Below are 16,628 nucleotides of genomic sequence, written 5' to 3' on the forward strand. Positions count from 1 at the left end.
TGTTGACAGCTTTTTTCAAGAATAAAATCAATTAGATAATTGACACAATTAGATAATTAGATAATGTATGAATTAGCTTATTTATTGTTTAAGGCAGTAAGTTTTTTAGTTAAAATTATCAGATTATCAAATTGAAATATTCAGTAATTTTCTAATTGACACATTATCAAATTGTCACATTAATAAAATATGAAATCACAAGACGTACGTAAACAATTTCTAGACTTTTTTAAAAGCAACGGACATTTAATTGTTCCTTCTGCTCCAATCGTTCTTAAGGACGATCCAACTCTTATGTTCAATAACTCGGGAATGGCCCAGTTTAAAGAATATTTTTTAGGAAACGGAACACCAAAAAGTAAAAGAATAGCCGATACGCAAAAATGTCTTCGTGTTTCAGGAAAACATAATGACCTTGAAGATGTTGGTTTTGATACTTATCACCACACAATGTTTGAGATGTTGGGAAACTGGTCTTTTGGAGATTATTTCAAAAAAGAAGCAATCAACTGGGCTTGGCAATTATTGACCGAAGTTTATAAAATCCCAAAAGAAAATCTTTATGTTTCTGTTTTTGAAGGAAGTAAGGAAGATAATGTCCCGTTTGATCAGGAAGCTTGGGATATCTGGAAAACATTAATCGACGAAGACCGAATTATTCTTGGAAACAAAAAAGATAATTTCTGGGAAATGGGTGATCAGGGACCATGCGGACCATGTTCTGAAATTCACGTTGATTTACGTCCGGAAGCTGAAAAAGCATTGGTTACAGGAAAAAGTCTGGTAAATAACGATCACCCGCAAGTAGTTGAAATCTGGAATAATGTATTCATGGAATTCAACCGTAAAGCGGATGGTTCTCTTGAAAAACTTCCTGCGCAACACGTAGATACCGGAATGGGATTTGAACGTTTGTGTATGGCTTTGCAAGGAAAAACATCTAATTATGATACCGATGTTTTTACACCGCTTATTGAGAAAGTAGAAAAGATTACAGGTTTAAAATATACATCTGATGAAGTAAAAAACATTTCAGAAGAACAAAATAAAACCAATATTGCAATTCGTGTTGTGGTAGATCACGTTCGTGCGGTTGCGTTTGCAATTGCTGACGGACAGTTGCCATCAAACACAGGAGCAGGTTATGTAATTCGTAGAATTCTGCGTCGTGCTATTCGTTACGGATTTACATTTTTGGGTACAAAAGAACCTTTTATCAATAAATTGGTTGAAGTTCTGGCAAACCAAATGGGAGAATTTTTCCCGGAAATCAAATCGCAGCAACAATTGGTTACCAATGTAATTCGTGAAGAAGAAGCTTCTTTCTTGAGAACTCTTGACCAAGGATTACAATTGCTAGATAATGTAATTGCTCAAACTACAGGTTCTGAAGTTTCCGGAGCAAAAGCTTTTGAGCTTTATGATACTTTTGGTTTCCCAAAAGATTTAACAGCTTTGATTCTGAAAGAAAAAGGAATGTCTTTTAATGAAATAGAATTTGATGCTTCGATGCAGGAGCAAAAAAATCGTTCACGTGCAGCATCAGAAGTTTCTACAGAAGACTGGACTGTTTTGATTCCTGGAAATGTGGAAACATTTGTTGGATACGATAAAACAGAAAATAATGTAAAAATCACCAGAATTCGTAAAGTTGATTCTAAGAAAGATGGAATTCTTTATCAAATCGTTTTAGACAATACACCATTTTACCCGGAAGGTGGAGGACAAGTCGGTGATAAAGGGACTTTGGTTTCTGCAAACGAAACGATTGAAATCATCGATACTAAAAAAGAAAACAATTTGATTTTGCATTTTGCAAAACAATTGCCTGAAAATATTGAAGCTGGTTTTACAGCAAAAGTAAATAACGATTTAAGAGGCTCGACTTCTAAAAATCACTCTGCTACGCATTTAATGCATTTGGATTTAAGAAACCTTCTTGGAACTCACGTAGAGCAAAAAGGTTCATTGGTAAATCCAAACTATTTGCGTTTTGACTTTTCGCATTTTTCTAAAGTTTCAGAGGATGAATTACGTCAGGTTGAAGCAAGTGTAAATGCGCAAATTGAAGCTCAATTGCAATTGGTAGAACACAGAAATATTCCGATTAAAGAAGCATTAGATAAAGGTGCAATGGCTTTATTTGGAGAAAAATACGGAGATAATGTCCGTATGATCGAGTTTGGTGAAAGTAAAGAACTTTGTGGTGGAATTCACGTAAAAAACACGGCAGAAATCTGGCATTTCAAAATCATTTCTGAAGGTGCTGTAGCGGCTGGAATTCGTCGTATTGAAGCAATTACAGGTGATGCAGTAAAAGATTTCTACCAAAATCAGGAGAATACTTTATCTGAAATAAAAGAAACATTAAAAAATCCACAGGATATTTTAAAATCAGTGACTTCTTTACAAGATGATAATGCGAAACTGAAAAAACAAGTAGAGCAATTGCTAAAAGAAAAAGTAGGTGCTTTAAAAACAGAATTAGAGAAAGATTTTCAAGAAATAAACGGAGTAAGTTTCCTTGCTAAACAAGTAGATTTAAGTATGGCTTCGACGAAAGATTTAGCTTCTGCTTTAGGAAGTTCAAAAGCAGATTCTTTTGTGTTTCTAGCTTCAATTGAAGATGGTTTGCCAAATATTCATTGTTATATTGCTAAAGAATTAGTAGGAGGCAAAAACTTAAACGCAAATGCTGTTATTAAAGAATTAGGAAAATACATTGACGGAAACGGAGGAGGACAGCCTTTCTTCGCATCCGGAAAAGGTAAAAATGCAAATGGAGTTGCTGAGGCTTTGGCTCACGCAATTGATTTTGTGAAGTAATTTTTTAATCTCGCAAAGAGGTAGAGTCGCAAAGTTTTTTAAGCTTTGCGGCTTTTTTTGTAGCGTGATTAAAGTAGCTTTTTTAATCGCGCAAAGATGCAGAGTCGCAAAGTTTTTATAAGCTTGTCTTTTTTTAAGTAGTTTTTTTTGAATCTCATAAAAGCGCAAAAAAAAATTAAAACTAAACTTTTGCGCCTTTGCGCGATTTTTATTTAAACTTAAAATATAGAAAAAGAAAAGCCGCAAAGCTTAAAAAACTTTGCGACTCTACCTCTTTGCGAGATTATTTTTTGCAGCTAATAAAACTTATTTGCGTTCCCCAATTTGCTGACGCCACATAGCGTAATACAAACCTTTCTCCACAATCAAATCCTCATGTTTACCTGATTCGATAATCTTACCTTGCTCTAAAACAAAAATTCTATCTGCATGCATTACAGTCGATAAACGGTGAGCGATTAAAACCGTGATTCTGTTTTTATCAGATATATTTCTAATTGTTGCGTTGATTTCTTCTTCGGTTATAGAATCTAATGCAGAAGTTGCTTCATCAAAAATCAACAAATTCGGATTTCTTAAAATAGCTCTTGCGATTGATAAACGTTGTTTTTCTCCACCCGAAACTTTGATTCCACCTTCACCAATTGTGGTGTTTAAGCCATCTTCGGCACGGTTTAGTAATTTTTCGCAACTTGCTCTTTTCAGAGCGTCGTAAACTTCTTCATCGGTTGCATTGGGTTTTACAAACAATAAATTTTCACGAATTGTTCCGGAAAATAATTGTGCATCCTGAGTTACAAATCCTAATTGTTTTCTTAGGTCTAATAAATCAATATCAGTCGAATCAATTTCATTATAAAGCACTTGCCCTTCTGCAGGGGTGTATAAACCAACCAATAATTTTACTAAAGTTGTTTTCCCGGAACCAGACGGACCAACAAAAGCCACGGTTTGCCCTTGTTTAATTTCAAAATTGATATTTTCAACAGCTTTGAATTTTGCTGTTTTATGCTGAAAACTTACATTAGAAAAAAGTAACGATTGAATTGCTCCAACATGTTTAGGATTTTTTGGGCGGAATTCTTTTGGAGCACTTAGTAAAATTTTGAAATTTTCCATTGAAACCTTCGTTTCATTCAATGCAATGATAAAATTTCCTAATTCTTGTAAAGGGCCAAAAATGAAAAAAGTAAAAAACACCATTGTCAACAAATCGCCCACAATAATTTTTCCTCCAAATAAGAAATAATATAAAGTAAAAACAACACAAGTTCTTAAAAAGTGAACTGTTGTACCCTGAATAAAACTTAAACTTCGGATAAAACGGATTTTTTGTAATTCAAGCTGAAGAATTTTAAACGTATTTAAATTCAAACGTTTTTCTTCCTGATACGTTAAGCCAAGACTTTTTACAAGTTCAATATTTCGTAAACTTTCGGTTGTAGAACCTGCCAAAGCGTTCGTTTGATTAACGATTTTTTTAGATACAATTTTAATCTTTTTACCTAAATACGAACTTACTAAAGCAATAATTGGAGCCGTTACCAAAAAGATAAGCGAAATACGATAATCAATTCGGGCAACATAAAGAATTACAAATATAAATCCGATAACGGTTTGAAAGATTAAAGAAATAGAAAGCGTAATTAATTTTTCAGAATCAATACGTACTTTGGTCAATTTGCTTAAAGTTTCACCACTTCGCTGATCTTCAAATTCTGCATAAGGTAAATCAAGTGATTTTTTAATTCCGTCAGTATACATTTGCGCGCCTGTTCGCTGAATAACAACATTGGTAAAGTAATCTTGAAAGTTTTTGGTAATTCTGGAAATCATTGCAGCACCAAGCGAAAGTCCTAACCAAAAGGACAGGGATTTAATGAATCCAATTTCGTTTCCTTTGTATTTATGCAGTCCAACACCGCAATCCTGCATTAATTTACCGGTAATAATAGAATCTGATAAGCTGAAACAGATGTTAATAGCAGCCATAATCAAAGCAAAAAATAGTAGCATTTTATGTTTGATTATATAAGAATATAATAATTTCATAGATGAATTTAGATTTATGGAAGATGCAAAAGTAGTGAATAGTTTTGCTTAATAGATCGGAATTTTTGTTATTAAAAATGTAATTATTTATTATCGTTCAAATTCCATTTTATTCATTAAATAAAAAAAAGTCCAACAGAATTTTAAACCTGTTGGACTTTTTATTAGAAGAATTGAGTTTATATTTTTCCAGTTTTAGAGGACCACCTTACAATACCATTATGAATTAATTGAAGATTGCCATCATCTTGTAAATGCAATGTTGCTCCGGGAATTCCAGTTGTATTACTTGTCCAGATTATGCTTGTAGGAAGCACACTAAGTTTTGAACCTTTAATTATAATATTTCCGGTTGTTGATTCGAAATAGCAACTTGGTTTACGACGATAAGAAGAATTTCCAACTTCCCAAATTACTTTGTTTTCATCTAAATCAATAACTTTTAGAAGGCCTGGATCAAATTCTAGCGAATATCTTCCATTAGGAGATTTTATGCGTTTATGCCAAGGAAGATCGTTTATACTTTGTCCCGATTCTAAAATAGATACTATAGGAAACGGATACCATTTATTTATCGATACCATATCAATTCGGGATAATTTTGTTTGCTCAGGTATACCCACCCCGTCAGTTGTAAGAGAAGGATCTATATAGTAATGCATTATAGATAAAGGATCATATGTAGTATAATTTGTTTGTTCAGGACTTTTTATTACAAATCGATCTACTTCTTCTTTAGACCATTCACTATAATACTGATATACCTTTGATAAATTCCAATTAATCTGAGCTATTGGACTTGCGTTTTCATGGATAAGTCCCAATGAATGCCCAAATTCATGTAATATTGTTCTTCTTGAAGAGGTTTCATCACCAGTTAAAGTACCTAAACGCATTGTTTGTCTGTCTAAATCACCATATGCAGACCTCATTCCTAATTCTGACCAAGCGCCGGGAGTACCCATTTGGAAACCAATTCTAATATCTGCATTTTCGTCTTTAGTTACATATTCAAATTTAAGATTTGCATACAAAGTCCATTGTGCTGCGATTCTTTTTACTTTTTCCTGAGAAGCGCTATCGCCGTCTAGAAATTTAATTTTAATAGTTTGGCCCGGTTTCCATAACGGCCATTGTAAAATTGCGGCATCAGGCTTTGAAATGAAATCATCTTTTGAATTTATTAGATCGAAAGTGCACATATCTACTTCATTTTGTTGAGCGCAGGATGAAAGTCCTAATGCTAAAAAGGCGATTATAAATTTTAATCTTTCCATGGTTTGGGGTGAATCAAAGTTAACAATGCAATTTAATGATCAAAAGATTATTTTAGATACGCAATTTTCAGATATGTCTTAAAGTGTTATAGTTATACCGTATTGTGTCGATTATTATTTAATAAAACATGTCATTTTACATGATATTAATCTTCAAACCAAACTACTATGAAAACCAAAATGCTTTATTTTTTAATAGCTTCTATAACATTAATATTTACTTCTTGTACTAGTGATGAGAATAATGATAATGACAATTTAATTTTGCCTAAAACGATAACCTACAAAGACAAAAACAACAAGATTTATCAAACTACAACCTTTACTTATGAGGGGAATAAAATTGTAAGTCTTTCTAGTGGATATTTATATATTGATTTTATATATAATGGTAACCGAATCGTAAAAGAAATTCAATATAGGGATTTTGGTGAAGGATATTCCGAAAAATCATATAGCTATTCAAATGATAGTCTAAAAACTGTTGTTAAATTATTAAACGGAAGAGAAACAAAATATGTATATATTGATAATCACAATGGAACAATTAAAAAAGAAGTATATAAAATTGATAGAGAAACAGGAAAAGATTCAGAAACTTATAATGTTGACATGCTTACATTTGAAAAAGGAAATATAATAAAATCTGTTTTAAATTGGGCTGATGGAGCTTATATTGATACTTATCATTATGAGTATGATGCAAAAAATAATGCTTTTAAAAATATTCTAGGTCTTAATTTATTGTTAGATCAGGCAGATTTAGGCTCGCAACTAAATTTTTCTTCAATAAATAATATTAAAAAATATAGTGTTTCTACAATTCGCGACAAAGGGATTGTTCCTGATCCTTATGATGGAATGGTATTTGAACCCTATTCTGAAAAAAGTGTTTATGAATATAACAAGCAAGGTTATCCAACCAAAAAAACGTCTTACAATGAAGATGGATCAGTAAACGAAACAATCGAATACACTTACTAATCAAAATTTTTTTATACAAGCCAAATACTTTCTGTATTTGGTTTTTTTATTGGTAAAAATTGGTGAAATTCGTGTTTAAATAAAAAGCCATGCAATTCAGAACCCAAATCCCGCTTTCTAAAACTAATAATCCAATCGATTATAATTCGAAAGTACTTTCTTTTGGTTCCTGCTTTGCAGAAAATATGGCCGATAAATTTGATTATTTTAAGTTTCAAAACCAAACAAATCCATTCGGAATTATTTTTAATCCGGTTTCGATTGAGAAAATAATCGACAGGACCGTTCACGAAAAATGGTTTACAGAAAAAGATGTTTTCTTTCACAATGAGCGCTGGCATAGTTTTGATGTACATTCTGATTTAAGCAATTCAGACCGACAAGAATTATTGGAAACTCTAAACAAGGCGATTTCAGAAACTCATAAACAGTTAAAAGAGGCAACCCATATCATTATTACATACGGAACGTCCTGGATTTATAGAAATCTGGAAAGTGAACAAATCGTTGCGAATTGTCATAAAGTCCCTCAAAAGCAGTTTTTAAAAGAATTATTATCAGTTGATGCAATCGAAAAAAGTATTCAAAACACCATCAATTTAATCCAGACATTAAATTCGGATATAAACTTCATTTTTACCATTTCACCCGTTCGTCATATAAAAGACGGTTTCGCAGAGAATCAATTGAGTAAATCGCATTTGTTTGCTGCACTTCATCAGGTTCTAAAAACTCATAACTCAAAACTCATAACTGCGAACTATTTCCCTTCGTATGAAATCATGATGGACGAACTTCGCGATTATCGTTTTTATGGAGAAGACATGCTGCATCCCAATGCCGTTGCAATTGATTATATCTGGCATAAATTCAGTGAAAACTACATCGCCGAAAACGCTATTTCGATCATGAATGAAATAGAAGAAATTCAAAAAAGTCTGCGTCACAGAAGCTTTAATCCGGAATCAGAACAACATCAGAAATTCTTAACCAAACTTCAGCAAAGAATAAATTTTCTTGGAGAGAAATTACCACACATTAGATTTTAATCGCAAACAAGTAGCGAGAGAAAAAAGTAAAATACTTGCGTCTTCGAAACTTTGTGGCAAATCTTAAAGTAAGAAATTAACTATTTGTCCGTATAATTTTAGAATAATTGTGCATAATTATGTAAATTGTTAAGAATTAAAATTTACAATTTTGTAAACTGTAGAAATACAGTTTTATAAATAATGCAACTTTAATCTAATTGTGTTTTACTGACGTATGAATAAGAAACCCATTCATTTTCTTAAAAAAGCACTACGTGTACTACTTTGGTGCGTGGGTTCTATAGTCGCACTTTTACTTCTTCTTACTATCTTAATTCAAATCCCGTCAATTCAGAATTATGCTAAAGATAAAGCCATAACATATCTGCATAATAAAATAAAAACCAAAGTTTCGTTAGACCGAATTTTAATCAAATTTCCTAAAGATGTAGTTCTGGAAGGGTTTTATTTTGAAGATCAAAAAAAGAAAGTTCTGCTTGCCGGAAAACGTTTAGAAGTTGATGTCGATTTATTTAAGCTGATAAGCAGCGAATTAGAAATCAATTCAGTTTCATTAGAAAACACAACCGCTAATATTTCGAGAGATAAAAATGGCGTTTTTAATTTCGATTATATCATAAAAGCATTCGAATCGAAAGAACCAAAAGTGGAAGATCCGGATAGTAGACCTTTCAAAATATCGATTGTAGATGTAAATCTGGATAATATCAATTTTAATTTTAAAGATGATTTCGCCAAAAATGATGTAAAAGTAAAACTGACACATTTTGATACTAAATTCAACAAATTTGAATTGGATGAAATGAATTTTGATATCCCGAATATTAATTTAAACGGATTAAAATTGGTTTTAGATCAGGATGCTGTGGAGAAAATTGCTGAAGTTTCAGTTGAAACCGTAGACACAATTTCTAAAAGGAAAGACTTTAAATTAAAATTGGATAAAATCAGTTTGTCTAAAATTGATGTTTCTTATGATAATAAAGATTCAAAATTAGATTCGGGAATAAAACTGGGAAATTTAGATTTAACTGTTAACGAAATTGATTTAAATAAACAGCTTTTAGATTTTGATTCTTTCGAATTAAAAAACTTAAACGGGAATTTAAGATTAGGCGTAAAAGACAAACAAATAAAAGCGCCAAGTTTAGATTCAACTTCCATCAAGCAAACCGGTTGGAAAGTAAAACTAAAGGATGTTGACATACAAAATATCGTTTTCAAATTTGATGATATGCAATCAAAGCCAACTCAAAAAGGAATTGATTACAGCCATTTAGATTTGAGTAAATTTAATCTGAAAGGAGAAAAACTTTATTATGGAAACGGTGTAATTTCCGGAAATATAAAATCGCTTGCCGCAAATGAAAAAAGTGGATTGGAAATTCAGTCTCTAAAAACCAATTTCTTTTACGGACCAAAAAATGCGTCTTTAGAAAATTTATATGTAAGAACGCCTCAAACACTTTTACAAAATAAAATCAAAATAAAATATGCTTCGCTCGACGCCTTAAAAAAAGATTTAGGAAACCTGACTTTAGATGCCAATTTGAATCAATCAAAAATTGGATTTAAAGACATTTTGCTTTTTGCACCAGATTTGCAAAAAACAAATCCGTTTAAAAGCAATCCAAACGCTATTTTATATCTCAATACACGATTGAGCGGAAAAATAAAAGACCTTGATATTCCGCAATTTGAAATGAGTGGAATCGGTACTACAAAAGTTTCCCTTTCGGGGAAAATAAAAGGATTGCCAGATGCTCAAAAAGCCTATTATGATCTGAATATTAAAAAATTATCAAGTACGTCAAAAGATGTATATTCGTTTATACCGGCTGGAACAATTCCGAAAAATATTCAATTGCCATCTCAATTTAATTTGCAGGGAAAATTTAAAGGTTCGGTTCAGAATTTCAAAACAAATCTGGCTTTAAACAGCAGTTTTGGAAATGCAAAAGTGGATGCATTATTCGATCAAAGAGTTAAAAAACAAGAGAAATACGATGCAACGGTTTATTTACTGGATTTTGATTTAGGCCGATTAATCAAAAATGATTCGATTGGAAAAATTACGCTTAAAGCGAAAGTAAAAGGCAAAGGTTTAGACCCCAAAACGGCTCAGGCAGAATTGGATGGTTTGGTTCAAAAAGCGGTATTTAATAAATATACATACAGGGATTTAGCTTTAAAAGGAAATATTAAAAATGGTTCTTTTAACGTAAAATCAGGAATGAACGACCCGAATTTGAACTTTAATTTAGCAGCGAGCGGAAATACCAAAGATAAATATCCATCGATTCAGTTAAAATTAAACCTGGATATTGCCGATCTTGAAAAACTAAATCTTCATGCCGGACCAATGAAATTGCGCGGAAATATTGACGCCGATATTGCCAATAGTAATCCGGATTTTTTAAACGGAAAAGTATTTCTGTCAAACGTTCAGATTTTGCAGGATGCAGAACCAATTGTATTGGATTCGATACGCGTAATTGCTTTTTCAGACGAAAGTCGAAATAATATCAAGATTTCATCTCAGTTTTTAAAAGCAGAAGTAGATGGAAAATACAAACTGACAACTTTAGCAGCAGCTGTAAAAAAATCACTTTCAAAATATCTTGATTTACAAAATCCGAAAGTAAACGGAGAATCTGATGAACAAAGACTGGCTTTTACATTAACGGTAGATAACGATCCGTTGATTTTTAAATTGATTCCGAAATTGACTGGTTTAGAGCCAATTAAAATTACAGGAAAATACAACAACGTAACCGATTCATTAGAAATAAAAGGAACGATTCCGCGAATTGTGTACAACAACAATACAATTGCTGACGGAAAAATAAATATCGAAGCCAAAGAAAATGCTTTAGAATATCAAATTTCTGTGGCAACAATTGAAAGCGGTTCGATGAAAATTCCGTTTACCAGTTTATCAGGTAAAGTCGAAAATAATATATTGACCTATGCGCTTGAAGTAAAAGATGCAAAAGACAAACAACAGTATTTTATCGCCGGAAATTTAAACCGTGATGATAGTAAAAATATCTTTAAAATTGATGCCGAAAGTTTTGTTCTTAATTATGATAAATGGAATATCGATCCTGAAAATGCCGTTGAATTTGGCGGAAAACGTCTTTATATCAATAAATTTTATTTGGAAAATGCCGGAAATGAATTAAAAATACAATCGCAGGGAACTCAGGATAATGCGCCCTTGCAGGTAGATTTTGTAAACTTCAAAATCGAAACCGTTTTAAATATGGTAAAAAAAGACGAGTTGTTGATGCAGGGATTGATAAACGGAAATGCCGTTGTTGAAAACGTAATGACAACCCCAACTTTTACTTCGGACATTAAAATTACTGATTTTGCCTTTAAAGAGGAACCTGTGGGAGATCTTGAAATAAAAGTGGACAATAAAACCAATAATATTCTGGCTGCAAATGTCAATTTAACTGGACAGGATAATGATCTGAAATTGACAGGAAATTATACAATAAACGACGGGAATTTAGATTTTAACGTGGATATGAATAAACTGAATATCAAAAGTATTCAGGGATTCACAATGGGAAATATCACCGAAGGAAAAGGATATTTATCAGGAAATTTTAAAATTACCGGAAATGCTTCTGCTCCTAAAATTGGTGGAGAATTAAACTTTAACGATACCGCTTTTAGAGTTACGCAGCTTAACTCTTATTTCAAAACAGATCAGGAAAAAATTACTTTTTCAAATGATGTGATTTCGTTTGATAAATTTACGCTTATTGATGAAAACGACAACGAATTATCATTAGACGGAACAATTCAATCACCTGATTTTAGAAAATACAATTTCGGTTTAACGGTTGTTGCCAATGATTTTAGAGCGATTCACTCAAAAGCAGCAGACAATGATTTGTTTTACGGCGATTTATTTTTAGACACCAAATTAAATGTCAAAGGAACGTTGGATAGCCCCGTTATTAACGGAAATATAAAGATTAACAAAGAGACAAAATTTTCTGTGGTTTTACCGCAATCAGACCCGTCAATAGCTGACAGGGAAGGAATTGTAGAATTTGTTGATGAAGATAATCTGTATCTGAAACAAACTGCCGAAATGCAGGAAAAACTCAACCAGTCTGAATTAAAAGGAATGGATGTAAGCGTTGATATTACGATCGATAAGGAAGCAGAACTTACTCTGGTGATTGATAAAGGAAACGGGGATTATTTAAATCTTAAAGGTGAAGCACAGCTTACAGGAGGTATTGATCCATCTGGAAAAACAACTTTAACGGGTAAATATGAGTTTTCTGAAGGAGCTTATGAAATGAATTTCAATATGATTCGCCGAAAATTTAATATCCAAAAAGGAAGTTCGATTACCTGGAATGGGGAACCAACTATGGCAACTTTAAATATTACGGCAATCTATAAAGTAGAAACTGCTCCAATTGATTTGCTTGGAAACCAATTAGGATCAGTTAGTTCAACAGTTAAAAACACCTACAAACAGAAAATTCCGTTTGAAACACATTTGAAAATGAAAGGTGAATTATTGAAACCAGAAATTAGTTTTGATATTATTCTGCCAGACGGAAATTATGATGTTTCATCTGATATTGTTTCGGCTTCTCAGGCAAAACTGGAACAGCTTCGACAAGAACCGGCAGAACTGAACAAACAGGTTTTTGCACTTTTATTGTTGAACCGATTTATTGGTGAAAATCCATTTGCAAGCGAAAGCGGTGGAACAAGCGCCGAATCTTTGGCGAGACAAAGTGTGAGCAAAATTCTTTCGCAGCAATTAAATGATCTTGCCGGAGAATTAATTAAAGGTGTTCAATTAGAATTCGACCTTGAATCTACAGATGATTACACCACCGGAACAAGAGAAAACAGAACTGATTTGAATGTTGGGGTTTCTAAAAAGCTTTTGGATGACCGATTAAAAGTGACCGTAGGAAGCAGTTTTGGAGTCGAAGGCCAGGAACGCGCCAATGAAGAAAGTACCAATATTGCGGGAGATGTCGCATTAGATTATCAGCTTACAAAAGACGGACGATACATGGTTCGTGCGTATCGAAAAAATGAATATCAGGTTGCGGTAGAAGGGCAGGTTATAGAAACCGGAGTTGCTTTTATTATCACAATGAGTTACAATAAATTTCGCGAACTTTTTCATCGTTCTGCAGAAGAAAAGGAAATGATTAAAGAAGAGAAACTTCGTAAAGAAAAAAAGAAACAGAAGGAAAAAGAAGAAAAGGAAAAAGAACAGAATCAGGAGAATGACCAAATTGAAGGAAATGAGCAAAAAACATAGTCATATTAAAGATATAAAATATTTGATGATGCTGGTATCCTTGTTTTTTGTTTTTGGATGCAGCAACACAAAATATTTGCCGGATGGAGATTTATTATACACAGGAGCTTCTGTTGAGGTAAAGGATTCTGTGATTAAAAAGAAACAAAGAAAAGAACTTGAAAAAGAGTTAGAAGATTTATTACGGCCTAAACCCAACAAACAATTTTTAGGATTAAGACCTAAATTATGGATTTATAATATTGCCGGAGAACCTAAAAAAGACAAAGGAATACGATATTGGCTGCGAAATAAGGTGGGAGAAGAACCGGTACTTTTCAGCAAAGTCGATTTAGATTATAATGCGTCAGTATTAAGAAATTATACCGAAAACCGCGGCTATTTTAAAACACGTGTAAGTGCAGATTCTACAGCTAAAAATAAAAGAGCGACAGCAGAATATACTGTTATACCCAAAAAACAGTATATCATTAAAAGTGTGACTTTTCCGGATGACTCCTTAAAAATGTCAAAAATAATTGGAAGATCAAGCCGAAGAAGTTTATTAAAAGTAGGCAGACCGTATGATTTAGACGTCATTAAATCTGAACGCGAACGTATCGATGCCAGATTGAAAGAAAAAGGATATTATTACTTTAATCCCGATTATATTTTGGCTCAGGTTGATAGCAGTAAAGGCGATCACGAGGTAAAAATTAAATTGGTAATAAAAGCCGATGCACCGCCAAAAGCGCTAACAGCATATAAAATTGGTAAAATTGTCGTGTATCCCAATTTTTCGATTTCAAAAGACAGTATAAAATACACTCAAAAAGACATTACCCAGTATAATGATTTTACAATAATTGATACGGCAAATACTTTTAATCCGAGGGTTTTTGACAGAACTATATATTTTAAAAAAGGGGATCTTTATAACAGAAAAGACCATAATTTAACCTTAAACCGATTTGTAAATCTGGGGACGTTTAATTTTGTAAAAAATGAATTCAGGCAATCGGATAGTTTACCAAACACATTGGATTCGTATTATTATTTAACGCTTTTACCGAAAAAATTTATTCGTGTTGAGGTTTTAGGAAAAACAAATTCAGCGAGTTATACCGGAACAGAAGTCAACGTAAACTGGAATAACAGGAACTTATTTCGAGGTGCGGAATTGCTTACGGTTTCTGTTTTTGGAGGTGCCGATTTTCAGCTTTCCGGAGCCAACAACGGAAAAAATATCTATAAACTCGGTGCAGAAACCAGTTTGACCTGGCCAAGATTTATTGTGCCTTTTAAGAAAATTGCTGGTTCAAGTGAATTTGTGCCAAGGACTAAAGCCACACTTCGATATGAATTTCAAAACAGGACGCAGCTTTATGCACTGAATTCTTTTAATGCTTCTTTTGGTTATTTATGGAAAGAAAACATCAGGAAAGAACATCAATTGAATGTTTTGGATGTAACATATGTAAGTCCGAATAATGTTACTGAAGAATATCAGGCTGATATTGATGCAGATCCCGCATTGGGGAAAGTGATCGAAAAACAATTGATTTTTGGGCCAACATATCAATATACGTATACCAATACGATGCAAAAACGTAGAAAAAATACGTTTTATTTTAATGGAGAATTAGATCTGGCAGGTAATATAACCGGTTTAGTAACGGGAGCAAATGTTAAGGAAGGCAATGAGAAAAGTATTTTTGACGTTCCGTTTAGTCAGTATGTAAAAATTCGTGCTGATTTTAGACATTATTTAAAATTAAGTAAAGAAAGCGAACTGGCAAGCAGAATTATTGTTGGTGCCGGAATTCCGTATGGAAATTCACTTTCATTGCCAACATCAAAACAGTTTGTAGTGGGAGGAACAAATAGTATTCGTGCCTTTAGAGCGAGATCACTTGGACCGGGTAGCTATTTCAATGTGCCAACTGTAAATGATTATCTGCCGGATCAATCTGGAGATTTAAAATTAGAATTTAGTACAGAATATCGTGCGAAACTTTTTAGTATCGTGCGAGGCGCATTGTTCGTTGATGCCGGAAATATTTGGTTGATGAACGAAGACCCGAATAAACCCGGCGCTAAATTTTCTAAAGATTTCATGAAAGAAATTGCCGTTGGTGCCGGAGCCGGATTACGTTTTGATTTGTCGTTCCTGATTTTAAGAACCGATTTGGCATTTCCGTTAAGAAAACCCTATTTGCCTGAAAACGAAAGATGGGTAATAAAAGATATTGATTTTGGAAGCGGTCCGTGGAGAAAAGAAAACCTGATTTTGAATATTGCTATTGGTTATCCTTTTTAGTTTTGTTTGCCACGAATTACATTTTTAGCCATGAATTTCACGAATTGGCACAAATTATTTTTTAAAACAATTCTTTAAGCGTAAATTATAATTAGCGAAAATTAGTGCAATTCGTGGCAAACTTTAATTCACATTTTGTAAATTGGTCTAATAAATTAATAGAATGCAAAATTTAATAAAAAGGATTATAGTTTTAGGTTCGGTCGTGCTTTTGGTTGTTTTGGCTTTCAAATATTGTCAGTTCAAAAAAGACGACGATTCTACAATCGATTATAATACCAATCTTATTCAGCAGCAAATTCTTAATGTTGGAAAGTTAGTTGTCACCGAAGGACATTTCTCAGAAGTGATTACCTATAAAAATCAACAGAAATATTTAATGGATATGGTTTCTTTTGAGAAGAAAGCATTAGTTGTTGTAAATGCAAATGTTACCGTTGCCTACGATTTGCATAAAATGAAATACGATATCGACGAAAAAAACAAAACCATTACGATTTTAAATATTCCCAAAGAAGAAATTACCATTAATCCTGATATTCAGTTTTATGATGTCGAACAAAGCAAACTAAATCCATTTACTGGCGACGATTACAATAAAATCAACAAATCGGTAAAAGCGAATCTGGCTAAAAAAATCGATAAATCTTCACTTAAAAGTAATGCCCAAAATAGGTTAATCAGCGAATTATCTAAGATATTGATTTTAACAAATTCTATGGGTTGGAAACTGCAATACAACGGAAAAACAATAGAATCTGATAAAGATTTTAACGAAGATTTGAAGTTATAAAAGAAAGGGACAAAGGTTTATTGTAGAA

The 16,628-nt window shown here is 32.8% G+C and carries 8 protein-coding genes; 6 read left to right on the forward strand and 2 right to left on the reverse strand.

The window, feature by feature from the left end:
* The first annotated feature begins 189 nt into the window (after positions 1 to 189).
* The gene (gene alaS / locus RT99_RS06800) at positions 190 to 2,826 is read left to right on the forward strand and encodes an alanine--tRNA ligase (RefSeq protein ID WP_042563967.1); all 2,637 of its coding nucleotides are present in this window, start codon (positions 190 to 192) and stop codon (positions 2,824 to 2,826) included.
* A gap of 306 nt (positions 2,827 to 3,132) precedes the next feature.
* On the opposite strand, the gene RT99_RS06805 is transcribed toward alaS, so the two are convergent.
* Positions 3,133 to 4,878, reverse strand: coding sequence for an ABC transporter ATP-binding protein (locus tag RT99_RS06805; protein WP_042563968.1), 1,746 nt, complete (start codon positions 4,876 to 4,878; stop codon positions 3,133 to 3,135).
* Between the two features lie 179 nt (positions 4,879 to 5,057).
* Positions 5,058 to 6,155: a M12 family metallopeptidase gene (locus RT99_RS24635; protein ID WP_052483596.1), complete on the reverse strand. Its 1,098-nt coding sequence runs from the start codon at positions 6,153 to 6,155 to the stop codon at positions 5,058 to 5,060.
* Positions 6,156 to 6,323: 168 nt separating this feature from the next.
* Here RT99_RS24635 and RT99_RS06815 point away from each other — a divergent pair, with 168 nt between their 5' ends.
* The 5 genes from RT99_RS06815 to RT99_RS06835 all read left to right on the forward strand — a co-directional run bounded on the left by RT99_RS06815 (position 6,324) and on the right by RT99_RS06835 (position 16,600).
* Positions 6,324 to 7,139 (forward strand): hypothetical protein, encoded by an 816-nt coding sequence (locus RT99_RS06815; protein ID WP_042563969.1) that lies wholly within the window; start codon positions 6,324 to 6,326, stop codon positions 7,137 to 7,139.
* A gap of 89 nt (positions 7,140 to 7,228) precedes the next feature.
* Positions 7,229 to 8,188 carry a GSCFA domain-containing protein gene (locus tag RT99_RS06820; protein ID WP_042563970.1) on the forward strand — a complete coding sequence of 320 codons (960 nt, stop codon included), beginning with the start codon at positions 7,229 to 7,231 and terminating at the stop codon, positions 8,186 to 8,188.
* A gap of 217 nt (positions 8,189 to 8,405) precedes the next feature.
* Complete coding sequence (locus tag RT99_RS06825; RefSeq protein ID WP_042563971.1) at positions 8,406 to 13,508, forward strand: translocation/assembly module TamB; 5,103 nt, start codon at positions 8,406 to 8,408, stop codon at positions 13,506 to 13,508.
* Complete coding sequence (locus RT99_RS06830) at positions 13,492 to 15,807, forward strand: BamA/TamA family outer membrane protein (RefSeq protein ID WP_042563972.1); 2,316 nt, start codon at positions 13,492 to 13,494, stop codon at positions 15,805 to 15,807. The genes RT99_RS06825 and RT99_RS06830 overlap by 17 nt, the downstream gene beginning before the upstream one ends.
* A gap of 163 nt (positions 15,808 to 15,970) precedes the next feature.
* Entirely contained in the window at positions 15,971 to 16,600 is a 630-nt protein-coding gene (locus tag RT99_RS06835; protein WP_042563973.1) for a DUF4230 domain-containing protein, read from the forward strand.
* Positions 16,601 to 16,628 lie beyond the last annotated feature (28 nt).

The organism is Flavobacterium sp. MEB061, from assembly GCF_000834715.1.
GTDB lineage: Bacteria > Bacteroidota > Bacteroidia > Flavobacteriales > Flavobacteriaceae > Flavobacterium > Flavobacterium pectinovorum.

Excerpts from the sequence above, each read along its gene's own strand:
- RT99_RS06820 (WP_042563970.1), top strand. The coding sequence starts at position 7,229 with ATGCAATTCAGAACCCAAATCCCGCTTTCTAAAACTAATAATCCAATC.
- alaS (WP_042563967.1), top strand. The coding sequence starts at position 190 with ATGAAATCACAAGACGTACGTAAACAATTTCTAGACTTTTTTAAAAGC.
- RT99_RS06835 (WP_042563973.1), top strand. The coding sequence starts at position 15,971 with ATGCAAAATTTAATAAAAAGGATTATAGTTTTAGGTTCGGTCGTGCTT.
- RT99_RS06805 (WP_042563968.1), bottom strand. The coding sequence starts at position 4,878 with ATGAAATTATTATATTCTTATATAATCAAACATAAAATGCTACTATTT.
- RT99_RS06830 (WP_042563972.1), top strand. The coding sequence starts at position 13,492 with ATGAGCAAAAAACATAGTCATATTAAAGATATAAAATATTTGATGATG.
- RT99_RS06825 (WP_042563971.1), top strand. The coding sequence starts at position 8,406 with ATGAATAAGAAACCCATTCATTTTCTTAAAAAAGCACTACGTGTACTA.
- RT99_RS24635 (WP_052483596.1), bottom strand. The coding sequence starts at position 6,155 with ATGGAAAGATTAAAATTTATAATCGCCTTTTTAGCATTAGGACTTTCA.
- RT99_RS06815 (WP_042563969.1), top strand. The coding sequence starts at position 6,324 with ATGAAAACCAAAATGCTTTATTTTTTAATAGCTTCTATAACATTAATA.